This window comes from Bradyrhizobium sp. USDA 372 (genome assembly GCF_053629095.1).
In genome coordinates, this window is the sequence record NZ_JBRJHR010000001.1 from 451,931 (window position 1) to 474,545 (window position 22,615).

The 22,615-nt window shown below is 65.0% G+C and carries 25 protein-coding genes; 12 read left to right on the plus strand and 13 right to left on the minus strand.

The annotated features are described in order from the left end of the window. Nucleotides 1-60 precede the first annotated feature (60 nt). Together AB7M16_RS02180 and AB7M16_RS02185 are read left to right on the plus strand one after the other, a co-directional pair. Nucleotides 61-411: a hypothetical protein gene (locus tag AB7M16_RS02180; protein ID WP_453943017.1), complete on the plus strand. Its 351-nt coding sequence runs from the start codon at nt 61-63 to the stop codon at nt 409-411. After that, entirely contained in the window at nt 356-901 is a 546-nt protein-coding gene (locus tag AB7M16_RS02185) for a hypothetical protein (protein ID WP_172783725.1), read from the plus strand. The genes AB7M16_RS02180 and AB7M16_RS02185 overlap by 56 nt, the downstream gene beginning before the upstream one ends. Before the next feature lie 49 nt (nt 902-950). Here the strand turns inward: AB7M16_RS02185 and AB7M16_RS02190 are convergent, their stop codons facing one another. Next, on the minus strand, nt 951-1,349 hold the full coding sequence (locus AB7M16_RS02190) for a RidA family protein (protein ID WP_453943018.1): 399 nt from the start codon (nt 1,347-1,349) through the stop codon (nt 951-953). Between the two features lie 145 nt (nt 1,350-1,494). Here AB7M16_RS02190 and AB7M16_RS02195 point away from each other — a divergent pair, with 145 nt between their 5' ends. Then, nucleotides 1,495-2,370: a DMT family transporter gene (locus AB7M16_RS02195; RefSeq protein ID WP_172783825.1), complete on the plus strand. Its 876-nt coding sequence runs from the start codon at nt 1,495-1,497 to the stop codon at nt 2,368-2,370. Between the two features lie 200 nt (nt 2,371-2,570). Beyond that, nucleotides 2,571-4,004 (plus strand): caspase family protein, encoded by a 1,434-nt coding sequence (locus tag AB7M16_RS02200; RefSeq protein ID WP_453943019.1) that lies wholly within the window; start codon nt 2,571-2,573, stop codon nt 4,002-4,004. 242 nt (nt 4,005-4,246) lie between these two features. Here AB7M16_RS02200 and AB7M16_RS02205 read toward each other — a convergent pair whose 3' ends face one another. Beyond that, nucleotides 4,247-4,486, minus strand: coding sequence for a BrnA antitoxin family protein (locus tag AB7M16_RS02205; RefSeq protein ID WP_172783722.1), 240 nt, complete (start codon nt 4,484-4,486; stop codon nt 4,247-4,249). A gap of 3 nt (nt 4,487-4,489) precedes the next feature. Then, nucleotides 4,490-5,467: a cysteine synthase A gene (gene cysK / locus AB7M16_RS02210; protein WP_453943020.1), complete on the minus strand. Its 978-nt coding sequence runs from the start codon at nt 5,465-5,467 to the stop codon at nt 4,490-4,492. Between the two features lie 222 nt (nt 5,468-5,689). Here cysK and AB7M16_RS02215 point away from each other — a divergent pair, with 222 nt between their 5' ends. Beyond that, entirely contained in the window at nt 5,690-5,908 is a 219-nt protein-coding gene (locus tag AB7M16_RS02215) for a hypothetical protein (RefSeq protein ID WP_172783720.1), read from the plus strand. 15 nt (nt 5,909-5,923) lie between these two features. Here AB7M16_RS02215 and tgt read toward each other — a convergent pair whose 3' ends face one another. Next, entirely contained in the window at nt 5,924-7,069 is a 1,146-nt protein-coding gene (tgt, locus tag AB7M16_RS02220; RefSeq protein ID WP_453943021.1) for a tRNA guanosine(34) transglycosylase Tgt, read from the minus strand. A 218-nt stretch (nt 7,070-7,287) separates the two neighbouring features. On the opposite strand from tgt, the gene AB7M16_RS02225 reads away from it, so the two are divergent. The 4 genes from AB7M16_RS02225 (at nt 7,288) to AB7M16_RS02240 (ending at nt 11,504) form a co-directional block, all read left to right on the plus strand. Continuing rightward, nucleotides 7,288-8,472, plus strand: a complete 1,185-nt coding sequence (locus AB7M16_RS02225; protein ID WP_453943022.1) for a patatin-like phospholipase family protein — start codon at nt 7,288-7,290, stop codon at nt 8,470-8,472. Between the two features lie 134 nt (nt 8,473-8,606). Further along, complete coding sequence (locus AB7M16_RS02230) at nt 8,607-9,353, plus strand: TetR/AcrR family transcriptional regulator (protein WP_172783717.1); 747 nt, start codon at nt 8,607-8,609, stop codon at nt 9,351-9,353. Between the two features lie 256 nt (nt 9,354-9,609). Next, nucleotides 9,610-10,212 carry a PepSY domain-containing protein gene (locus tag AB7M16_RS02235; RefSeq protein WP_172783824.1) on the plus strand — a complete coding sequence of 201 codons (603 nt, stop codon included), beginning with the start codon at nt 9,610-9,612 and terminating at the stop codon, nt 10,210-10,212. Nucleotides 10,213-10,466: 254 nt separating this feature from the next. Then, the gene (locus AB7M16_RS02240; protein WP_439367375.1) at nt 10,467-11,504 is read left to right on the plus strand and encodes an aspartate-semialdehyde dehydrogenase; all 1,038 of its coding nucleotides are present in this window, start codon (nt 10,467-10,469) and stop codon (nt 11,502-11,504) included. A 127-nt stretch (nt 11,505-11,631) separates the two neighbouring features. On the opposite strand, the gene AB7M16_RS02245 is transcribed toward AB7M16_RS02240, so the two are convergent. The 7 genes from AB7M16_RS02245 to coaD form a co-directional block, all read right to left on the minus strand. Continuing rightward, the gene (locus tag AB7M16_RS02245; RefSeq protein WP_453943023.1) at nt 11,632-11,856 is read right to left on the minus strand and encodes a type II toxin-antitoxin system VapC family toxin; all 225 of its coding nucleotides are present in this window, start codon (nt 11,854-11,856) and stop codon (nt 11,632-11,634) included. After that, nucleotides 11,856-12,098: a type II toxin-antitoxin system VapB family antitoxin gene (locus tag AB7M16_RS02250; RefSeq protein WP_453943024.1), complete on the minus strand. Its 243-nt coding sequence runs from the start codon at nt 12,096-12,098 to the stop codon at nt 11,856-11,858. Before AB7M16_RS02250 ends, AB7M16_RS02245 begins: the two co-directional genes overlap by 1 nt. A 56-nt stretch (nt 12,099-12,154) precedes the next feature. Continuing rightward, nucleotides 12,155-13,228: a tRNA preQ1(34) S-adenosylmethionine ribosyltransferase-isomerase QueA gene (queA, locus tag AB7M16_RS02255; protein WP_453943025.1), complete on the minus strand. Its 1,074-nt coding sequence runs from the start codon at nt 13,226-13,228 to the stop codon at nt 12,155-12,157. 123 nt (nt 13,229-13,351) lie between these two features. Further along, on the minus strand, nt 13,352-13,816 hold the full coding sequence (locus AB7M16_RS02260) for a peptidylprolyl isomerase (RefSeq protein WP_018642141.1): 465 nt from the start codon (nt 13,814-13,816) through the stop codon (nt 13,352-13,354). Next, nucleotides 13,813-14,238 carry a hypothetical protein gene (locus tag AB7M16_RS02265; protein WP_439367372.1) on the minus strand — a complete coding sequence of 142 codons (426 nt, stop codon included), beginning with the start codon at nt 14,236-14,238 and terminating at the stop codon, nt 13,813-13,815. Before AB7M16_RS02265 ends, AB7M16_RS02260 begins: the two co-directional genes overlap by 4 nt. Before the next feature lie 8 nt (nt 14,239-14,246). Then, nucleotides 14,247-14,810 (minus strand): peptidylprolyl isomerase, encoded by a 564-nt coding sequence (locus tag AB7M16_RS02270; RefSeq protein WP_439367370.1) that lies wholly within the window; start codon nt 14,808-14,810, stop codon nt 14,247-14,249. 36 nt (nt 14,811-14,846) lie between these two features. Beyond that, complete coding sequence (gene coaD, locus AB7M16_RS02275) at nt 14,847-15,344, minus strand: pantetheine-phosphate adenylyltransferase (RefSeq protein ID WP_172783711.1); 498 nt, start codon at nt 15,342-15,344, stop codon at nt 14,847-14,849. Between the two features lie 268 nt (nt 15,345-15,612). Between coaD and AB7M16_RS02280 the strand changes: the two genes are divergently transcribed. From AB7M16_RS02280 to AB7M16_RS02290, 3 genes are all read left to right on the plus strand, one after another. Next, a complete protein-coding gene (locus tag AB7M16_RS02280) occupies nt 15,613-15,870 on the plus strand; it encodes a hypothetical protein (protein ID WP_172783710.1) in 258 nt (85 codons plus the stop codon). A gap of 207 nt (nt 15,871-16,077) precedes the next feature. Beyond that, the gene (locus AB7M16_RS02285) at nt 16,078-17,931 is read left to right on the plus strand and encodes a potassium transporter Kup (protein WP_453947116.1); all 1,854 of its coding nucleotides are present in this window, start codon (nt 16,078-16,080) and stop codon (nt 17,929-17,931) included. A 28-nt stretch (nt 17,932-17,959) separates the two neighbouring features. Then, nucleotides 17,960-18,898, plus strand: coding sequence for a phosphotransferase family protein (locus AB7M16_RS02290; RefSeq protein WP_453943026.1), 939 nt, complete (start codon nt 17,960-17,962; stop codon nt 18,896-18,898). 8 nt (nt 18,899-18,906) lie between these two features. Here the strand turns inward: AB7M16_RS02290 and gyrA are convergent, their stop codons facing one another. Then, the gene (gene gyrA / locus AB7M16_RS02295) at nt 18,907-21,645 is read right to left on the minus strand and encodes a DNA gyrase subunit A (RefSeq protein ID WP_453943027.1); all 2,739 of its coding nucleotides are present in this window, start codon (nt 21,643-21,645) and stop codon (nt 18,907-18,909) included. Nucleotides 21,646-22,002: 357 nt separating this feature from the next. Next, nucleotides 22,003-22,497 (minus strand): single-stranded DNA-binding protein, encoded by a 495-nt coding sequence (locus AB7M16_RS02300; protein ID WP_172783707.1) that lies wholly within the window; start codon nt 22,495-22,497, stop codon nt 22,003-22,005. Nucleotides 22,498-22,615 lie beyond the last annotated feature (118 nt).

Here is a 22,615-nt window from a genome sequence, read left to right on the forward strand (position 1 = left end):
TTTCCGTCACATTTCGTCCGAATAAGCGTCAGCATCTCAGACACGTTCAAGGACGAATTCATGCGTTTTGGTCGCATTGCGGCGTTCTGTGCCGCCTCAGTTTTCGCCGGCACCCTCGCCGCCCCCGCCTTCGCCCAAAATCCCTATGACGGAAATTGGCAGGTCACCATCGTGACCAAGAGCGGTTCGTGCGAGCCGACCGCAAGCTCCATGCTGACGGTTGCCGACGGCAAGATCACCGCGCCCGGCGCTAACGTTTCCGGCACCATCGGCAGTGGGGGACTTGTGAAAGTTTCGATCAATGGTGCATATGCCAACGGTCAACTCAGCGGCAACGCCGGATCGGGGAAGTGGAATGGAGCATCTGCAGGCATACCGTGCAGCGGGCGGTGGGAAGCATCGCGCCAATAAGTCAATTGAGGCTCGCGCCCGGAACCGGCGGCTGCTGATCGCGGCCGCCGTTTTGTTTGCGGCAGGGATCGCCAATACCCAAAGCAAGGCCCAGTCCGGCCCGTTCGCCCCGCTGGCGGGCAGCTGGAGCGGCGCTGGTACGGTCACGCTGGATGACGGCTCCACCGAGCGGATCCGCTGCCGGGCCAAATACGCCCCGATCGGACCGACCATGGAGATGTCGCTGACCTGCGCCAGCGATGCCTACAAGTTCAATCTCGGCGCCAACGTGAAGGCCGAAGGCGGCGCCATTGCAGGGAGCTGGTCCGAGACCAGCCGCAATATCTCCGGTTCGCTCCAGGGCCGCGGCGCCGGCGGAAATTACGAGCTGGTGGCCTCCACCGCCGGCTTCAACGCCAACATCTCTCTGAAGACGTCCGGCAACAAGCAGAACGTCACGATGCGCGCGGACAGCCAGTTCCGCGGGGCCAGCATCTCGATGTCTAAGTAAGACGCCGGGTGATGCGACGATCGATCCGGCGACCCCGCCGGGTCGAAATTTATGTGCCGGGCACGAACGCCGTGACCTCGATCTCGACCTTGGCACGCTCGTCCACGAGGCCTCCGATATAGAGCAGCGTCGAGGGCGGAAAATTGCGCCCGAGCGTTTCCTTCCAGGCCGCGCCGATGCCGGCACCTGCCGCTTCGTACTCGGCGCGGCTGGTCAGGTACCAGGTCAGGCGGACGATGTGCTCGGGGCCGGCGCCGGCCTCGCCCAGCAGCTTGACGATCCGCTTCAGCGCAGTCGCGACCTGGGCCGCCATGTCGGGCGCGTAATTGCCCGCCTCGTCGCCGCCGGTTTGTCCGGCCAGAACCACCCACCGCCCCGGCTCCTCGACCACGACGCCATGGGAAAAGCCGCGCGGTTTTTTCCACTCGGCCGGCTGCAGGATGCGCATGGGCAATCTCTCCCGATGTTTCTCGTTGTTGTTCGGCTGATGCCTTAACACGCCGCCCTGCATCGCTGCATCCGCAGATTTGGCCGTTGCAAACGGCGGCAATGTCGCCGATACCGGCCGCCCCTTCGTATTCCACCCGCCGCAAATGAGCACCACACCGTCGAAAATGATGGCTGCACTGTGGATGGCCGGTTGGCTGTCACTGATGCTGGTCATGGCGGTGGCCGGGCGCGAGACCACGCGCGAGCTAAATGTTTTTCAGATCATGGAAGTGAGGTCGCTGGCCGGCTTCGTGTTGCTGTCACCGATCATCTACCGCGCCGGCGGCCTGAAGGTGCTCAAGACGTCGCGCCTGCCGCAGCATGTCGCCCGCAATCTGGTGCACTATGTTGCGCAGCTCGGCTGGTTCTTCGCACTGACGCTGATCCCGATCGGCCAAGTGGTGGCCATCGAGTTCACCATGCCGATCTGGACGGCCCTCCTCGCGGCAAGCTTCCTGTCCGAGCGGATGACACCGTGGAAGATCGCCGCCATCGTGCTCGGCCTCGTCGGCGTCATCGTCATTGTCCGACCGGCGGCCGGGGAGATCAATCCGGGCCAGCTCATCGCGCTTGGCGCGGCCATGGGATTCGGCGTCTCGATGGCGCAGGTCAAATCGCTGACCCGCACCGAGAGCGCGCTCTCGATCCTGTTCTGGATGCTGGTGGTGCAGTCGGTCGCAGGCTTCGTTCCGACGCTTTTCGTCTGGACCTGGCCATCGCTCTATGTCTGGGCCTGGGTCGGCGTGATCGCCGTCTGCGGCACGTTCTCACATTATTGCCTCGCAAGCGCGATGCGCTACGCCGACGCGACGATCGTGGTTCCCATGGACTTCCTGCGGGTTCCACTGACCGCAACCGCTGGTTGGCTGCTGTATTCCGAACGGCTCGATGCCTGGACCGTGTTCGGCGCCGCGCTGATCCTGTTCGGCAATCTCCTTAACTTGAAGCCGGCTTCGCCGGTTCCCGCCCGCGCACGGTGAACCTGGCGCCGCCCCGCGCGACAAAACCAAGTGGCCGTGTGATTTGGATCACGCTGGAGCGACACTCCATCGTGCACATTCGGCCACACAGCAGCGGGTTGCCGCAACGGACTGCCGTTTTGGTGGCGCGAAGTCGGGCACTTCGTGTAGGTTCGTTGCCAATTTGTTGCTGCCTGCAATTCGATTCTGGGGATTTCAGAATGCGCTATCTCACCCTCCTCGCTTCGCTGATGTGCGTGGCACTGTCGGTCAGTGCCGCCAAGGCCGACCGCCGCGTCGCCTTCGTGGTCGGCAACGGCTCCTACAAGAACGTCGCGCAATTGCCGAACCCGCCGATCGACGCCAAGGCGATGGCTTCGACGCTGCGCAATGTCGGCTTCGAGGTGATCGAAGGCTCCAATCTCAGCCGCGACCAGATGACGGAGAAGCTGCTCGATTTCGGCCGCAAGGCGCAGGGCTCCGACATAGCGCTGTTCTACTATGCCGGTCACGGCATCGCTGTCAGCGGCACCAACTACCTGCTGCCCGTCGACGCCGACATCAAGTCGGAGATGGACGTCAAGCTGGGCGCCGCCATCAACATCGACCTGACGCTCGAGCAGACCATGGGCGATGCCAAGGTCAAGCTCGTCTTCCTCGATGCCTGCCGCGACAATCCGTTCGCCGCCAAGATCAAGTCGAATTCGGCGACCCGCAGCGTCAACGTCCAGAGCGGCCTTGCCGAGATGAAGTCCGGCGAAGGCACGCTGATCGCGTTCGCAACCGGCCCGGGCCAGACCGCGCTCGACGGCCAGGAGGGCAATAACAGCCCGTTCACGCGTGCGCTGATCGACAACATCACCAAGCCCGGCGTCGAGATCCAGCAGGCGATGACGTCGGTGCGCGCTCAGGTCAATGAGGAGACGCGCAAGGGCCAGCTGCCCTGGGGCCACACCAACCTGACCGGCTCCGTCTACCTCAATCAGGCCCCGACCACCCAGGTTGCCGCTGCGGCCCCGACCGCGACCGGCATCGTGCCGGCGGCGACCGGAGGCTCGGACGGCGTCGAGCTGGAATATTGGCGCTCGGTCAAGGAGTCCAACAAGCCCGAGGAGCTTAACGCCTACCTCACCGCCTACCCGAACGGCCAGTTCAAGGCGCTGGCGCTGGCTCGGCTTGCGGCGATCAAGAGCGGCCCCTCGACCGCGACCCGCACGCTGAACGCCGGCGTCGACCCTGCGACCTTCACCGACGAGGCCACCCAAGTCACCGAGGACCAGATCGGCCTCGACAAGAACAAGCGCCGCGACGTGCAGCGTCGGCTCACGGCGCTCGGCTTCGACATCAACCAGACCGGCACATTCAACGACGAGACCCGGTCGGTGCTCAAGCGTTGGCAGACGGCGCGCGGCTATCCCTCGTCGGGTTACCTCAATAAGCACCAGCACAAGGCCCTGCTCTCGGAAGTCGTGGCTGCCCCGGCGACGGCGAGCGACACCAGCCAGAAGGCCGCTCGCCGCGCCGCTACCGCCCCGGCTCAGAGCAGCGCGCCCGCACCGGCTCCCCAGCCACGCAGCAATCCCGGCGATGCGGCCGGCGCGGCCTTCGTCGGCGGCGTCGTCGGCGGCATGATGGGTGGCATGTTCCGCCGCTGAGACGGACGCCGATCTCAGAAGACAAAAGCCCGGCTCGCGCCGGGCTTTTTCGTTGGTATGGACGGTGTTGCAGCATATTCCGTCATTGCGAGCGCAGCGAAGCAATCCAGAATCTTTCCGCGGAACAAGTCTGGATTGCTTCGTCGCAAGAGCTCCTCGCAATGACGAGGATAGGGATGCGCGCCAAGCGGATGTCACAGTCCGCGGCGAGACGCCGCTGGTCCGACATGCCGGGTCGGAGCCTATTTCCCCGCCGCCTTGCGCAGCGCCTCGTTGATGCGGTCCTGCCAGCCGGGACCGCCCTCCTGGAAGAACTCCAGCACGTCCTGGTCGATCCGCAGCGTGACCTGCTCCTTGATGCCGGGAACGGCGTTTTGCTTGGGCGGCGGCGCGGCGACCTTCGCCGTCACCTTCTTGAACGCCGCCTCGGCTTCCGTTCTGGCATCGCCAAGCGTGCGCGGCCGCCTCGGTTGATCTGCCATGTCTCAGATCCCCTCAAACAGAGCCGTTGAAAGATACCGCTCGGAGAAGGACGGCACGATGGCGAGGATGGTTTTTCCTGCAGCTTCCGGCCGCTTGCCGATCTCGAGCGCGGCGGCGATCGCGGCGCCCGAGGAGATGCCGCCCGGAATGCCCTCATGCCGCGCCAGCGCGCGCGAGGTCTCGATGGCCGTGGTCGAGTTGATCTTCACGATCTCGTCGATGACGGAGCGGTCGAGGATGTCGGGGACGAAGCCGGCGCCGATGCCCTGGATCTTGTGCGGGGTATGCTGTCCTCCCGACAGAATCGGGCTCTCCTCCGGCTCGACCGCGACAACACGCAAGCCGGGCTTGCGCGGCTTGAGCACCTGGCCGACGCCGGTGATCGTGCCGCCGGTGCCGACGCCGGCCACGAAGAAGTCGATGCTGCCGCCGGTGTCGTTCCAGATCTCCTCCGCGGTGGTACGGCGGTGCACCTCGGGATTGGCGAGGTTCTTGAACTGCTGCGGCATCACCGAGTTCGGCGTCGTCCTCAAGAGCTCCTCGGCCGCCGCGATCGCGCCCTTCATGCCTTGCGCCGCCGGCGTCAGCACCAGCTCGGCGCCGAGGAAGGCCAGCATCTTGCGTCGCTCGATCGACATCGATTCCGGCATCACCAGCTTGAGCCGGTAGCCGCGCGAGGCCGCCACGAAGGCGAGCGCAATGCCGGTATTGCCGGAGGTCGGCTCGATCAGCACGGTGTCGGGCTTGACGATGCCCGCCTTCTCCATCGCGATGATCATGGCCGCACCGATGCGGTCCTTCACGCTCGCGGCAGGATTGAAATATTCAAGTTTTGCCAAAATAGTCGCGTTCACGCCGTGCATGCCGGGCAGCCGGCGCAAGCGCACGATCGGCGTGTTGCCGAAGGCATCGACGATCGAGTCGTAGATCCGGCCACGGCCGGGTTGGTGCGCTGCACCCGTGTTGGACGATGCGTCCATGATGAACTCCCTGAGGCGACGATCTGCACGTCTGTCGCGGCCTTGCGCAGTTACGGACAGCTTGCGGCGACACGCAAGCGGCAATGCAGCACATGTTAAATACGCTGCATCGCAAAATCACGTGAGCTCTAATTAGCAGAAAACCAACGCATTTGTGTTGCGACCTCGTCAACTGATTCTGCTTATGTTAGACTTAGGTCTTAAAACAGGGAGGTCAGCACGATGTCAGCAGTTGCTGAAGTGATGTCGACCGTAACGCTAAGGCGTGATCCGCGTTGCAGTGAGTTGCCGACCTGTCCCGTCTGCGCCGACTCCATGGTCGCCGCTGAAGCATCTGCCTACGTCTCGGACCACATGATCAGCTATCTCTGGACTTGCGACAATTGCGGCTACGGCTTCGTGACCAAGCATGCCGTGAAGCGGCGGATCGTGTGCAACTGAGTTTGGACCGTTGATCTAGCGCGGGGCGATATCGCCCCTCGCCCAGTCCGTGCGCGTGCGCTGATAGAACTCCTCGAAATTTCCGTGTGCGATCGCGTCCCTGATGCCCTGCATCAGGAACTGGTAGTATGCGACATTGATCTCGGACAGCAGCATCGCCCCCAGCGTCTCGCCCGCCTTGACGAGATGATGGAGATAGGCGCGCGCGCAGTTGCGCGTCGACAGCCATGAGCTCTCTTCATCGAGTGGGCGCGGATCGTCGGCATGGCGCGCATTGCGCAAATTCACCTGGCCGTAGCGCGTGAACGCGACGCCGTGCCGGCCATTGCGCGTCGGCATCACGCAATCGAACATGTCGATGCCGCGCTTCACCGCTTCGAGGATGTCGTCGGGCGTGCCGACGCCCATCAGATAGCGCGGCCGCTCCTTCGGCAGCAGCGGCGCGGTCTCGTCGATCATCGCCAGCATCACCGCCTGCGGCTCGCCGACGGCAAGCCCGCCGATCGCATAGCCATGGAAGCCAATCCCGACCAGGCCTCTCGCGCTGGCATGACGAAGCTCGGGCACGTCGCCGCCCTGCACGATGCCGAACAGCATGTAGCCGTCCGGGGCGGTCTCGAAGGCGCGCTTGCTTCTCTCGGCCCAGCGCAGCGACAATTGCATCGCGCGCTCGATATCGGAGCGCTCGGCGGGCAGCCGCACGCATTCATCCATCTGCATGGCGATGTCGGAGCCGAGCAAACGCTGCACCTCGATGGAGCGCTCCGGCGACAGCTCGACCTTGGCGCCATCGATATGCGAGCGGAAGGTGACGGCGTGCTCGCTGACCTTGCGCAAATCCGCCAGCGACATTACCTGGAAGCCGCCGGAATCCGTCAGCATCGGTCCGTTCCAACCGGTGAACTTCTGCAGGCCCCCGAGCGCCGCGATCCGCTCGGCGCTCGGACGCAGCATCAGATGATAGGTGTTGCCGAGCACGATGTCGGCGCCGGCATCGCGCACCTCGCGCCAGTGCATGCCCTTCATGGCACCGGCGGTGCCGACCGGCATGAAGGCCGGGGTGCGCACCACGCCATGCGGAGTGGTCAGCCGCCCGGTGCGTGCGGCCCCGTCGGTGGCGAGCAACTCAAAGTGATTGGGAAGGTCATTGTCGGGATTCATGGCGGTGCTTATTGCGTGTCGGAGGAAGCCGATCAACCCGCCAAGCGGCGCTAAAGCCCGGTTGGTGCTTCAGACTGGGACACCGTCCAACGCACGGAATGTGTTCCGCATACTTGTCAAACAAAACGATACAGTGTAGTTTTGTCCATGGGGGCTGGACGAGATGCCGCGGCGTAACTTGCCGGCGGCGGTAGATGCGTGATCGCCAGCCACCGACAATGCCGTACCCTTCGTGTTCGACCGACGCATCCGTCTCCTCGCGCGACCGGATCAGGCAGATTGGCCTCGGCCTGATCGGATTGGTGGTCCTGATCTGCAGCCTGTCACTCGGCGCCTGCACCTCCCTGCCCCGCACGCCCTACACGGCCGCTGAGGCCAGCGTCTCGCGCGTGCTGGATATCGACGGGCTCAGGCGCTACGCCGACGAGCCGGTCACCAGGTTCAGCTTCGAGAAGGACTACAGCACCGCGACGAGAACCTATCTCGCCCTCTCCGGCGGCGGCGCTGACGGCGCCTATGGCGTCGGTGTGCTCAACGGCTGGACCGCAGCGAGAACCCGCCCCACCTTCTCGGTCGTCTCGGGCGTCAGCACCGGCGGCCTGATCGCGCCGTTTGCGTTTCTCGGACCGCAATATGACGACACGCTGAAGGAGGTCTACACCAGCGGCATCGCGGAGAGCCTCCTGAACGACCCCAGCATCGTGCGCGTGCTGTTCGGATCCGGCCTGTTCGGCAACACCCGGCTGCGCGAGCTCGTCGCGCGCTACGTGGGGCCCGAGATCATGGCGCAGGTCGCGCGCGAGCACGCCAAAGGCCGCAAGCTGCTCGTGGTGACGACCGACCTCGACACGCAGCGCACCGCGATCTGGGACATGGGCAAGATCGCCGCGGTCGGAACGCCCGAGGCGCTCAAGCTGTTTCGCGACGTGATGGCGGCCTCCGCCAGCATTCCCCTGGTGTTTCCGCCCATCATGATCGATGCCGAAGGCCAGGGCCGCAAGTTTCAGGAGATGCATGTCGACGGCGGCGTGACGGCGCCGGTGCTGACCCTGCCGGAAGCTCTGCTGTTCCAGAGCGGCCGTTTGCCGGGCAATGCGAAGATGGACATCTACATCCTCGTCAACAAGAAGATCGAACGCAATTTCGAGCTGGTGTCCAACGGCACCATCGACGTCGCCTCACGCAGCCTGTCGGCGATCACCCAATCGCAGACCCGCTCGATCATCTTCTCGACCTACGATTTCGCCAAGCGCAACCGCCTCGGCTTCCATCTCTCCTATATCGCGCGCGACTATCCCGCCCCGCCGTCGGAAGGGTTCGATACCGCCTATATGCGGGCGCTGTATCAGTACGGATACGAGAAGGCTGCATCCGGCCAGGCCTGGACCTCGACGCTGCCGTAGGCGGGCACGAAGGAACGAGGTCCTATCGAGACCGTTGACGATACGGCCATTTCGGCCAGATTCGCGATGACGCCCCGGTTGCTGCGCGTTATAGAGCAAAGACGACCGTCAGAAACGCGCAGGAATCATTGGGCATGGGATTGACTGCGACCAAGGCAAGACCGGCAGCGCCACGGCGCGAGGTGCCGAAATCGCGCGGCGGCCGGCCGACCAAGACCGCCGCGATCGAGCGCGATCAGCGGCTGATCGAGGTCGCCACCCGCCTGTTCCTGGACCGCGGCTTCGATGCGACCTCGCTCGATGCGGTCGCGGAAGCGGCGCGGGTCAGCAAGCCCACCGTCTATTCCCGCTATGGCGACAAGCGCGGCCTGTTCGCCGCCGTGCTCAGGCGCGAGATCGAGCGCTGGCTTGCGCCGCTGTCGGCGGCGGCGGAGACGCAGCTCTCCAGCGCCTCGAACATTCCGGTCGAGCAGCGGCTGGTCGAGATCGGGCGCGAGATGCTGACCTTCACCTGCGGCCCCGATGCCGTCGCCTTCAGCCGCATGATGACGGCGCAGGCCATCAACTTTCCCGACGTCGCCAAGCTCGGCAAGGAGGAAGGCTGGCTCAAGGCCGTCGCCACCACGGCGCGCTTCTTCGACCATCTGGTGGCGCAAGGCGCGCTCGATGTCGAGGACACCACCATCGCAGCCGAGGTGTTCCTCGACGTCGTCGTCGGCCACACCCACCGCATGGCGACGTTCGGAACGGCGCTCGAGATGAAGTCCGCCGAGAAGCGCATGCGCGCGGCGATCAAGCTGTTCCTGGCGGGCGCGCTGGGACCTGCCGACCGCGTCCAGGGCGGCCCGAAACTCACGCCGCGGCGCCGCTCCGCCCGCTGACAATTCCGTGAGCTTGCGGACTTTCCCCGAGGCGGATGGCGTGGCGTCATTGACCGAAACAAAACGATACGGTATGGTTTAATTATAAGTCGGTACGGGCCGCTTTTTCACCAGCCCCAAAGAGGTCCGGACCGCTTCGATCGCCATTGCGGGTACAGTACAGCCTGCCGCGGCGCTCGGCGGCCGGCCGATGCCCAAGGCCGGCCGCGAATTCTTTACGATCATCCGGCACACTCGCTGGCCGAGGGTTTCGAGCATGACCACTGCCAAACGATGGACCTCGTACCTGCTTGCGGTCGCAATGCCCGCGCTGCTCTTCGCCGCGCCGGTACAGGCCGTCGTGACCGCGAGCACGCCGACCGCGCTTCACAGCGACACAGATGGTGATGCCGAAGCGGACCGCCAGGCAGTCAGCCGCGAAATAGAGCGATTCCGCGGCTCGTCGATTACGATCAGCCAGGCCATGGCGATTGCCGAAGCCCGCCATGCCGGCGCCACCACCGCCGATGTGAGCTTCGACGGCGGCTCGGGCGTGCCGGTCTACCGGGTAAAGACCCTGCACAACGACCGGATCTGGCGCCACACCATCAATGCCGCGACGGGCGAATTCGTCGGCGGGGAAGCCGCCCTCCCCCTTACCGAGCTCGACCGCGAGGACCGCAGCAACCTCGCAGCGCTAGGTGCGATCAGGCACCGCCTCTCCGATGCCGTGCGCGTCGCCGAGCGCGCCGCTGCGGGCAAGGCGATCAGCGGCGGGCTGGTCCGCGAACGCGGCCGGCTGAACTTCTCGATCGTCGTCGTCAGCGGCGACGATCTCAAGGAGGTCACCCTGGAGCCGCCGGGAGCCAAGGCGAAATAGCGGGTGCTAAATAGCGGGTGCCGAATAGCGGCACGCCGCCCCAGGCATCGACCGGGCCGAAAAGCCATTGACGGGGGCAAGACTCTCCCGCATAAGTCGCCGCCATGTTCACGACCACCAAACGCACGACCAAAACCACCACGGCCGAAGGGGCCCGGGGAGGCGTGCGCGCGTAGGTCGTCGACTTAAACGCATCAGCTCTACGGCAAGCCCCGCCCTCGATGGCCCGGGGCTTTTTTGTTGTCTAAAACGCAATGGAGGACAAAGTGAGTAACGATCCCGTCGTCGCGATTGTCGGCGTCACCGGTGCGGTGGGCGCCGAATTCATCGCCACCATGGACAAGCGTGGTTTCCGCGTCGGCAAGCTCAAGGCACTGGCGAGCGCACGCTCGGCCGGCAAGACGGTGTCGTTCCGCGGGCACAGTGTGGTCATCGAGGAGTTGACCGAGCGTTCTTTCGACGGCGTCGACATCGCGCTGTTCTCCGCCGGCGGCAGCATCTCCAGGAAGTATGCGCCGATCGCGGTCAAGGCCGGTGCCGTCGTGGTCGACAACTCCTCCGCCTTCCGCATGGACCCCAACGTGCCGCTGGTGATCCCCGAGATCAACGCCAGCCGCATCCGTGACCACAAGGGCATCATTGCCAACCCGAACTGCGCCGCGATCACCGCCCTGGTGCCGCTCTGGCCGATCCACCAGAAGAACCGCATCAAGCGCGTGATCATCTCGACCTATCAGGCGGCTAGCGGCGCCGGCGCCGCGGCGATGGAGGAGCTCGTCGAATCCACCCGCGCCAATCTCAACGGGCAGGTCTATACGCCCAAGGTGATGCCGCACCCCTACGCCTTCAACCTGTTCAACCACAACACCGCCATCGACCCCGAGACCGGCTACAACGACGAAGAGACCAAGGTCATCAAGGAGACCCGCAAGATCTTCGAGGACGAGAGCATCGCCGTCGGCGTCACCTGCGTGCGCGTGCCGGTGCTGCGCGCCCATTGCGAAGCCATCACCTTCGAATGCGAGAAGCCGATCACCGAGGACCAGGTCCGTGCCATCATGGCGCAGGCCCCCGGCGTCAAGGTAGTCGACGACCGCGCCAAGAACTACTTCCCGATGCCGATCGACGCTTCGGGCCAGGACGACGTGCTGGTGGGTCGCATCCGCAAGGATCTCAGCGACGCTAGCGGCCATTCGATCTCGATGTTCGTGGCGGCGGATCAGCTGCTCAAGGGCGCCGCGCTGAACGCAGTGCAGATCGCGGAGCTCCTGCCGCAGCGGGTGATGGCGTAGCAGCGAGATGTGCAGGGTGGGCAAAGGCGCGCAAGCGCCGTGCCCACCATTTCGCTCCGGCATTTAAAGGACGGGGGCATGCTTCCGCCTTCGCTCTTCGAGCTACCGCGGGCAAAGTCGCGGCGGCTTACCGTGCCGTCAGCTCAACGCCGCCAATTCCCGCGGTCTCCAGTAACTCGTCGAAAAACGCCACAGCCGCTGCTCCGAAGCGAGCAGAGAGAACTATCTTGGCTTCCAGGACCGCGACTGCCGACATCGACAGGATGTCGGCATCCAGCATCGCTGTCCGGTAGAGTTGCCCATCCGGCTCATTGGTTACGGTCGCGATGATCGCAGACGTATCCACTACCATCAGGACGGTAGCCCGAAACGATCGTAGCCCAGAATTTCGTCAGCAGATCGGGAATCCAGAACCGGCAAGCCAGCGGTCCGCTCGAAGAACGAGGTCAGAGCAGCCCTTCTATCCGTCGTCGGCGTGCCGAGGCGAGACAAGCGCTCCTCAATAGCGCGCTCCAGCGCCGTCTCGATGTCTTCCCCCGTCAGACGGGCGAGGCGCAGGGCAAGCTCATCGACTTTCGCGGAACGGATGTTCATCGGCCACTCGATCCTTGCAAACGGCGTGAACAGCATAGCACACGGATGCCGCCGGGTCACTCCCGAGCCCGAAACAGCAAACACGCATCCCCATACGAATAGAACCGGTATCCGCGCGCGATCGCATGCGCATAGGCCTGCTTCATCGTCTCGAGTCCGGAGAAGGCCGATACCAGCATGAACAGCGTCGACTTCGGCAGATGGAAATTCGTCATCAGGACATCGACCGCGCGGAAGCGATAGCCGGGCGTGATGAAGATCGACGTCTCGGCGGCGAATGGCTGGATCGTGCCGTCCTCGCTCGCGGCGCTTTCCAGCAGCCGCAATGACGTGGTGCCGACCGCCACGATGCGGCCGCCGCTCTTCCGCGCCGCGTTGAGGCGTTCCGCCGTCTCGGCCGAGATCATGCCCCACTCGGCATGCATCTTGTGGGCTTCGGTGTCGTCGACCTTCACCGGCAGGAACGTCCCTGCCCCGACATGCAGCGTCACGCGGTTGAGGCCGACGCCGCGGTCGCGCAGCGCCTGCTCCAGCGCCGGCGTGAAATGCAGCCCCGCGGTAGGCGCTGCAACCGCGCCTTCATTGGCCGCGAACATGGTCTGGTAATCCGCAAGATCCTGATCGTCGGGCGTGCGCTTGGAGGCGATGTAGGGCGGCAGCGGCGGGCTGCCGAGATCGGCGATGGCCTGGTCCAGCGCCGGGCCGTGGAACGAGAACGACAGCGTCACCTCGCCCTCGGTGCCCTTGGCCTCCACCTCTGCGTCGAGATGGCCGAGCAGGCAGACCTTGCCCTCGTTGCCGAAGCGGATGCGATCGCCGGGGACGAGCTTCTTCGCCGGCTTCACCAGCGCCTGCCAGCGCGAGCCGTCGAGCCGCTTGATCAGCGTCGCCTCGATCTTCGGCTCGGTCTCGCGGCCAATGCGGCGGCCCTTCAATTGCGCCGCAATCACCTTGGTGTCGTTGACGACGAGCTGGTCGCCGGGCCTCAGCCATTGCGGCAGGTCGGCGATGGTCTGATCGCGCAGCGCGCCGTTCTCGACGATGAGCATCTTCGCGGAATCGCGCGGGCTCGCCGGGCGCAAGGCGATGCGCTCGGCGGGCAGGTCGAAATCGAAGAGGTCGGTGCGCATGAGCGAGCTTGGTCGGTGTCATGCCCCGCGAAGGCGGGGCATCCAGTAACCGCCAGTGGTAGTTACGACAACGATCGTGAGTACTGGATCGCCCGCCTGCGCGGGCGATGACAGGGACCGCGCTTACTCCTTGTCCGCGGCCATCCGCGCCTTGACGATCTTGTCGGGGTTCTGCACCGGCTCGCCGCGCTTGATCTTGTCGACGTTCTCCATGCCCTCGGTGACCTTGCCCCACACCGTGTACTGGTTGTCGAGGAAGCGGGCGTCGTCGAAGCAGATGAAGAACTGGCTGTCGCCGGAATCGGGATTGGCGGCGCGGGCCATCGAGGCGGTGCCGCGCACATGCGGCTCCTTGTTGAACTCGGCCTTCAGCTTCTTGCCCGAGCCGCCGGTGCCGGTGCCGTGCGGACAGCCGGTCTGCGCCATGAAGCCCTCGATCACGCGGTGGAACACGATGCCGTCGTAAAAACCCTCGCGGACCAGCTCCTTGATACGTGCGACGTGGCCCGGCGCGAGGTCGGGCCGCATCTCGATGGTGACGGGGCCCTGCGTGGTCTCGAGGATCAGGGTGTTTTCGGTGACGCTCATGCTCGTCTCTCTTGCGTTGGGGGTGAAGTCTTGTCGGGTGACGTTTTGCGGCTGCGGAACTGGATCGCGAATGGTCGCCCCGCGGCGGCGCCGGCCATTGCATCGGTAAATGGCACCGGCGTGCAGCGTTGCAACGCCTCCATCACCGCGATCCGGTATTGCAGCCGGTCATTGTCGGAGGCCTCCGCGGATTCATAGGTAATCCTCGGATGGCCCAGAATGTTTCCGGCCCGGTTAAAGCTCACGACGACGGTGATGTCGAGGGGGCGCGCCCTGGCCGGCGACGGCGGTCTCCAGCAGGTGCGCAGGTGCCGGAAGATGTCCTGGATCGTGTCGACCCGGGCGGCCTCCGCGGCGGCACGGGAGGTGCCGAGCAGCAGCATCGCGGCAATCAGCAGGAGCCTGCCACCGCGGCGCGCCATGGCCGCGCCTATTTGACGTCGGAGGCGACCTGCACCTTCACCATCTTGTCGGGATCGGTGACGGAGCCGCCGGGCGAGCCGGGGGGCGCCTTCTTCAGCTTGTCGACGACGTCCATGCCCTGCACGACCTCGCCGATCACGGTGTACTGGCCGTCGAGGCTGCCGCCGTCGGCGAACATGATGAAGAACTGCGAGTTGGCGCTGTCGACGCTGTCGCCGCGCCGGGCCATGCCCACGATGCCGCGGGCAAAATGCACCTTGGAGAATTCCTGCTTCAGGTTCGCATATTTCGAGCCGCCGGTGCCGTTGCCGTTCTGGCCATCGCCCGTCTGCGCCATGAAGCCATCCATGACGCGGTGGAACGGCACGTTGTTGTAGAAGCCTTCGCGCGCGAGCTGCTTGATGCGCTCGGCATGCTGGGGCGCGATGTCGGTCCTGAGCTTGATGACGATGCGGCCCTTGGTGCTGTCGATGACGATGGCGTTGGCCTTGTCGAGATTTGCCGGCAATTGCTGTGCCGCCGCCGGCACCGCGAACAGAAGCGCGGCAAGAACTGCGAGAATTCGGATCATGACAACTCCGGATCAGAAAGAGGAGGAAGCGCGCCGTTATCCGGCGAATTTGGCCTTGAGCTGTGCCGCGACCTGCGGCGGGACGAAGGCCGAGACGTCCCCGCCCATGCCGGCGATCTGGCGCACCAAAGTGGCGGTGATCGGGCGGACCATGGGAGAGGCCGGCAGGAAGACCGTATGCACCTCGGGCGCCATGGCCTCGTTCATGCCGGCGAGCTGCATTTCGTAGTCGAGGTCGCTGCCATCGCGCAGGCCTCGGATCATGATGGTTGCGCCGTGCTTGCGCGCCGCGGTGACCGACAGATCGTCAAACGTCGTCGCCTCGAGCACGCAGCCGGCCTGGGCCGCGATCGGGCCGCAGACGTCCTCGAGCATCTTCAACCGCTCCTCGGTCGAGAACAGCGGCTTCTTGCCGGGGTGCACCCCGATTGCGACCACAAGCCTGTCGCACAAGGAAACGCTGTGCCGGACCACGTCCAGATGGCCGTTGGTGATGGGGTCGAAGGAACCTGGGTAGAAGGCAATGCGCGGCATGGCCCCGTCCTACCGCGCCCCGCCCGGGCCGGCAAGCCGGGCAGGTTCCTTGTCTGTTTCCGGTCCAGTCACATGTAGATGTCTCCCCAGACGTCGGCAACGGCCGGTTTGTTTCGTCCTGCGGGTAGCCACGAAACAAAACGGACCGCGAACGAAACCATTTCCGGCGCCCGCGAAGACGTCCGGAAACTGGCCATGGTTACTAATCCGGCCAACGAACGACGGGTCGCATGCTGGGCGCAGGCGGCCGCATCACAGGGGACTGTCAATGATCAAGGCTCTTTCAGCGATCGCTCTGTCTGCGTGTGTTGCCGCGGCCCTCACCCTCCTGCCCGGCTTTGCCCCGACGGTCGAAGCCAGCGTGCCGCAGCCGCTGGCCAAGAGCGACCGGCTCGATATCCGCACCGTCGGCCGTGACTGCTCGCAGCAGGCCTGGCCGAATTTCGAGGCGTCCTGCCTGCGCCGCGCCGGCAGCAAGGCCAATGTCCGGGAGGCGCGCCTCGTGACCGCCGACCGCACGCCGTAGTCGGAGTTGTCAGTTTCGCGTCAGGAAGGTCCCTCAAGATAAACCCCAAGATAAATCCCATGGCTATTTGCGACGTCTCGTCGCAGACTGCGTTATGCTCGCGCCCGTCGGAATGGCCCGCCGGGCGCGATTCCATTGGGGGATTTGCCGTTGTCCAGCACACCTGCAGTTGCCTCCGGCCACCACCCTGATGCACTGCCGGTTGCCATGACCATGGGCGCCCTCGGCGTGGTCTACGGCGATATCGGCACCAGTCCCCTCTACGCCCTGAAGGAAGCCGCCAAGGCGGCCGCCCATGGCGGTACACTCACTCACGACGCTGTCCTGGGGGTTGCCTCGCTGATCCTGTGGGCGCTGCTCCTGATCATCTCGCTGAAATATGCGCTGCTGATCCTGCGCGCGGACAACCGCGGCGAAGGCGGCATCGTCGCCCTCCTGGCTCTGCTCCACGCGCGTAACGCGCAAGCCGGCACCTGGCGTGCGCATCTCCTCGTCGTCGGTCTCGTCGGCGCGGCCCTGCTCTATGGCGACGGCGCGATCACACCGGCGATCTCCGTGCTCAGCGCCATCGAGGGCCTCAAGGTCGATGCCCCCTCGCTCGCACCGGTGGTCGTGCCCGTCACCGTCGCCATCCTGATCGGGCTGTTCATGATGCAGAAGCAGGGCACCGGCTTCATCGGCCGCATCTTCGGCCCGGTGATGCTGGCCTGGTTCGTCGTGCTCGCCGCACTCGGCATCCACGGCATCGTCAAGGCGCCGGCGGTGCTGGCCGCGCTCAGCCCGTTTTATGCGTTCAATTTCCTGATCCACCAGGATTTTCACGTCTCCTTCGCCATCCTCGGCGCCGCCTTTCTCGCGGTGACCGGGGGCGAGGCCATGTATGCCGACATGGGCCATTTCGGCCGCTTGCCGATCCGGCTCGCCTGGTTCGCGATCTGCCTGCCCGCGCTGGTGCTGAACTATTTCGGCCAGGCCGCGCTCTTGATCACCGATCCCTCGATGATCGAGAACCCGTTCTTCCAGCTCTGCCCGGATGCGCTGCACTATCCGCTGGTCGCCTTCTCGGCGGTCGCGACCGTGATCGCCTCGCAGGCGATCATCTCCGGCGTGTTCTCGCTGACCCAGCAGTCGATCCAGCTCGGCTTCCTGCCGCGCATGCAGATCCGCCACACCACCAGCGACGCGATCGGCCAGATCTACGTGCCGCTGGTGAACTGGCTGCTCGCTGCGGCAACCCTCGGAGCGGTGCTGAGCTTCGGCACCTCGGACGCGCTCGCGGGCGCCTATGGCATCGCCGTGTCGCTGCTGATGGCCATCACGACGCTGCTCGCCGCGCTGGTGGCGATCCAGTGGGGCTATTCGCCCTGGCTGGTGGCCGGCGTGAACGGGGCCTTCTTCGTCATCGACCTGATCTTCTTCTCGGCCAATTCGATCAAGCTGTTCGAGGGCGGCTGGTTTCCATTGCTGCTCGCCGGCCTCGTCGCCTTCCTGATGCTGACCTGGCGCGCCGGCGTGAGGCTGGTCGAAGCCGCGCGCGGCCAGCTGCGCCAGCCCGAGGAGGATCTGATCGAGACCGCGGTCAACAGGTGCCATGCGAGGCTGCCCGGGACCGCCGTGTTCCTGGCCTCGGCGCCGCGCGGCGTGCCGCTCGCGCTCACCCAGTTCGTCAAGCACAACCGCGTGCTGCACGAGCGCGTGCTGCTGGTCACCGTGCTGATCGAGGAATCCCCGCACATTCCCGACGACGAACGCGCCGAGGTGATCGAGATCATTCCCGGCATCACCCGCGCAATCCTGCATTACGGCTTCATGCAGAACCCGACGATCTACGATGGACTGAAGCTCGTTTGCCAGCAGGGCAAGCTGCCCGGCATCGACCTCTCCGAGATCACCTATTACGTCGGCCGCGAAACCATCATCCCGCGCGAGGACGTCCCGGGCATGTGGGTCTGGCGCGAAGGCGTGTTCGCCTTCCTGCAGCGCAACGCCGAACGCTCGGCCGCGTTCTTCGGCGTGCCGACCAAGCAGGTGGTGGAGTTCGGGACGGAGCTGGAGATTTAAGACTAGAACAAGCGACGAGACATCTCTCATGTTGAAATCCCGACTGGCGATCTCGCGCGATCAGGCCCAGGCGATCGTCAACCGCATCACTCCGCAGGCGTCGGTCCTCAGCATCACTGAACTGCATGGCGGCGAAATCGGGACCGTCCTGGAGATCGCGCTGGCGGATGCGCCAGCCTGCATCCTCAAGGTCTATCCGGAATCGCTGCAGTGGAAGATGGCCAAGGAAGTCTATGTGCTGAGGCTCTTGCGGGATCTTGGCGCGGCCATCCCAACAATCCTGCTCGCCGATGACACGCGGTCGGTGATCGAGCTGAACTATGCGCTCATGACCAAGTTGGACGGCGTCGTGCTTGGCCGACGCGAGGCAACGCTGTCGGAGACCGAACTGTTTGCGATCTATGCCGCGATGGGGGCGGCGCTCCGTGGGATCAATAGCATTACCCTCGACAGTTTTGGCTATATCGGCCCCCACGGTGTCTGGACTGCATATCCGAGCAACCAGGCTTACATGTCCGCGCAGCTCGAAAGGAAGCTGAAGGAGTTTTGCGCGCGGGGCGGTGATCCCGCGCTTGCCGCGCGGCTCCGGAACAGCGTTGTGGCGCGCCAGCATCTATTGGACGCAGCAATCATGCCTCGCCTGTGCCACTACGACTTCCACGCCGGAAATATCCTGGTGACGTCGCAGGGCGATCCGCACCTGTCCGGCATCGTCGATTTCGAGAATGCGACGTCCGGTGATCCGCTGATGGATATCGCGAAGGCGATCTATTATTTCACAGCGAAGGACGCGCCGAAGCGAGAAGGATTGCTCGCGGGCTATGGCAAGATCGAGCGCCCTGACTGGCAGGAGACGCTCGATCTCTACCGCGTGTATTGCACGCTGGAGCTATGGTGCTGGATGGCACAAATCGGCAAGCACGAGGCGCTTGCCGATTTGACGAGAGAGCTTGCAAACGCCGCATAGACGGGGCGTCACGCCCCATTGCCGTTCTCGCCGTTGCCGCTCTCGGCCTCTTCCGTGATGTGCTCGACCGAGACGACGTGCTCGTCCTCGGCGGTGTCGAACACGATCACGCCTTGCGTGGAGCGGCCGGCGATGCGGATGCCTTCGACCGGGCAGCGGATCAGCTGGCCCTTGTCGGTGACCAGCATGATTTGATCCGCCTCCTCCACCGGGAACGAGGCGACGAGATTGCCGTTGCGGTTGTTGACGCTCATGGCGACGATGCCTTTGCCGCCGCGGCCGGTGGTGCGGTACTCGTAGGACGAGGTCCGCTTGCCGTAGCCGTTGACGGAGACGGTCAGCACGACCTGCTCCTGCGCCGACATCTCGACATAGCGTTCCTGCGGGAGCTGGAAGCTGCCCGAGGTCTCCTCGACCTCGGCATCGGCCGGCGCCTCGTCCGCGGCGGCTTCGCCCGCGACCGCGCGGCGCATCTTCAAATAGGCCGAGCGCTCGTCCGAGGTGGTGTCGACGTGGCGCAGGATCGCCAGCGAAATCACCTTGTCGCCTTCGCCGAGCGCGATGCCGCGCACGCCCATCGAGGTGCGCCCAGTGAACACGCGCACGTCGGTGACGGGGAAGCGGATGCACTGGCCGCCGGCAGCGGTCAGCAGCACGTCGTCGCGCTCGGTGCAGATCTGCACGTCGACGATCGCTTCGTTGTCGTCGAGCTTCATCGCGATGATGCCGGAGCGGCGCACGTCGACGAAGTCGGACAGCTTGTTGCGCCGGACGTTGCCGCCCGTGGTCGCGAACATCACGTCGAGCTGGCCCCAGGTCGATTCATCCTCGGGCAGCGGCATGATGGTGGTGATGCGCTCGCCCTGCTCCAGCGGCAGGATGTTGATCATGGCCTTGCCGCGCGCGTTCGGCGCGGCCATCGGCAGCCGCCAGACCTTTTCCTTGTAGACCTGGCCGCGCGAGGAGAAGAACAGCACCGGAGTATGCGTCGACGCGACAAAGAGCCGGCTGACGAAGTCCTCGTCGCGGGTCTGCATGCCGGAGCGGCCCTTGCCGCCGCGGCGCTGGGCGCGATAGGCCGACAGCGGCACGCGCTTGACGTAGCCGGCATGCGAGACGGTGACGACCATGTCCTCGCGCTGGATCAGGTCCTCGTCCTCGACCTCGCCCTCCTGCTCCATGATCACGGTGCGGCGCGGCGTTGCGAACTCCGCCTTCACCTCGGCAAGCTCGGTCTTGATGATGTCGAGGATGCGCGCGCGCGAGCGCAGGATGTCGAGATAATCGCTGATCTCGCCGGCGAGCTTGGACAGCTCCTCGCCGATCTCGTCGCGGCCGAGCGCCGTGAGGCGCGCCAGGCGCAGCTCGAGGATCGCCCTCGCCTGCTCCAGCGAGAGGCGGATCGTCCCGTCTTCGTTGATGCGGTGACGGGGATCGTCGATCAGCGTGATGATGTCCTCGACGTCGCGCGCGGCCCAGTCGCGCGTCATCAGGGTCTCGCGCGCCGCAGCCGGCGTCGGCGAGTGCCGGATCACCTTGATGATCTCGTCGATGTTGGCGACGGCGATGGCCAGGCCGACCTGCTCGTGCGCGCGCTCGCGCGCCTTGCGCAGCTTGTATTTGGTCCGGCGCGTGACCACCTGCTCGCGGAAGCCGACGAAGATCGTCAGCATGTCCTTCAGGTTCATGGTCTGCGGACGGCCGCTATCGAGCGCGACGGCGTTGACGCCGAAGCTCGTCTGCAGCGGCGTGAACTTGTAGAGCTGGTTCAGCACCACATCGGGAACCGCATCGCGCTTGAGCTCGACGACGACGCGGTAGCCGTCGCGGTCGGACTCGTCGCGCAGGTCGGAGATGCCCTCGATCTTCTTTTCCTTGTAGAGCTCGGCGATGCGCTCGACCATCGTCGCCTTGTTCACCTGATACGGGATCTCGGTGATGACGATCGCCTCGCGCTCTTTCCGGATCGTCTCGAAGGTGACCTTGCCGCGCATCACGATGGAGCCGCGGCCGAGATGATAGGCGCTGCGGATGCCCTGGCGGCCGAGGATGATGCCGCCGGTCGGGAAATCCGGGCCCGGGATGATGGCATTGAGCTCGTCGATCGTCAGAGCCGGATTGTCGATCAGCGCGACGCAGGCATCGATCACCTCGCCGAGATTGTGCGGCGGGATGTTGGTGGCCATGCCGACCGCGATGCCGCCGGCGCCGTTGACCAGCAGGTTCGGGAACCGCGCCGGCAGAACCACCGGCTCCTTTTCGGAGCCGTCGTAATTGTCCTGGAAGTCGACCGTGTCGTCGTCGATGTCCTCGAGCAGCTTCAGCGCGATCTTGGTCAGGCGGGACTCGGTGTAGCGCATGGCCGCCGGCGGATCGCCGTCGACCGAGCCGAAATTGCCCTGGCCGTCGATCAAGGGCGCGCGCATCGAGAAGTCCTGCGCCATGCGCACCAAGGCGTCGTAGATCGCCTGGTCGCCATGGGGGTGGTACTTACCCATGACCTCGCCGACGGCACCGGCGGACTTCTTGTGCTTCTTGTCCGGGGTGTCGCCGCGATTGTTCATCGCGAACAGGATGCGGCGGTGCACCGGCTTCAACCCGTCGCGCGCATCGGGCAGCGCACGCGCCACGATCACGCTCATGGCGTAATCGAGGTAGGACTTCTTCATCTCCTCGTAGATGGAAACGGGGCGAATGTCCGAGGGGTGCGCCGGCTGGTCGCCGGGCTTGTTGTCGTCGTCAGCCAAGGGGGAATCCGGTGAGGTTTTGTCTGGGAATCATATAGCGCATCCGGGGTCGGATAACCACCCTGGCAGCCCCTCGGAAAGCGCTTTTTCCGCTTATTTTTCCAATAACTTACGGCCTCAGAGCCGCGCCCTGGTCGGCCACGGAATCGACCCTCCAGAACCACCCGCAACGCCGGCCTGAACACTAGGGAAGCGGCGCCCCGTCAGCCAGCTTTCCGCTGCGCAACGGACCTCACCCCAAACATGAAGCGGGCCCGGAAAATCCGAGCCCGCCCAGCCAATTAGTAAGGTTTGCTGACCCGATGCGGGAAGCGCGATCGAAATCGCCGCCGCACCGCCGCCGAGCGGTCCGCCCGCTCAGAACGGGATGTCGTCGTCCATGTCGCTGTTGCGGCCGCCGCCAGCGGCAACCGGACGGCGCGGCGCGCTGCTCACGGGTCCGGAGGAGCCGAAATCGCCGCCCGGCTCGTCGGCGAAGCTGCCGCCTCCGCCGCCGCCACCGCGGCCATCCAGCATCGTCAGCGTCGAGTTGAAGCCCTGGAGCACGACCTCCGTCGAGTACTTCTCGACGCCGCTCTGGTCGGTCCATTTGCGGGTCTGCAGCGCGCCCTCGATGTAAACCTTCGCGCCCTTCTTCAGATACTGTTCGACGACCTTGCAAAGCGGCTCAGAGAAGATCACGACGCGATGCCACTCGGTCTTCTCCTTGCGCTCGCCGGTGTTCTTGTCGCGCCAGGTCTCCGACGTCGCGATGCTCAAATTCGCGATCGGCCGCCCGTCCTGGGTGCGGCGGATTTCGGGATCCTTGCCGAGATTTCCAACTAGAATGACCTTGTTGACGCTTCCCGCCATCGCCGCTCTCCACTCCGAATGCCACTGAATTTCAAAAGGGGCCAATCCCGCTGCCCGCGTTTCTCTGCGCCCGTCGAGGCGACCCTATACGCTTGCGGGCACCGCTCAGCCTGCCACC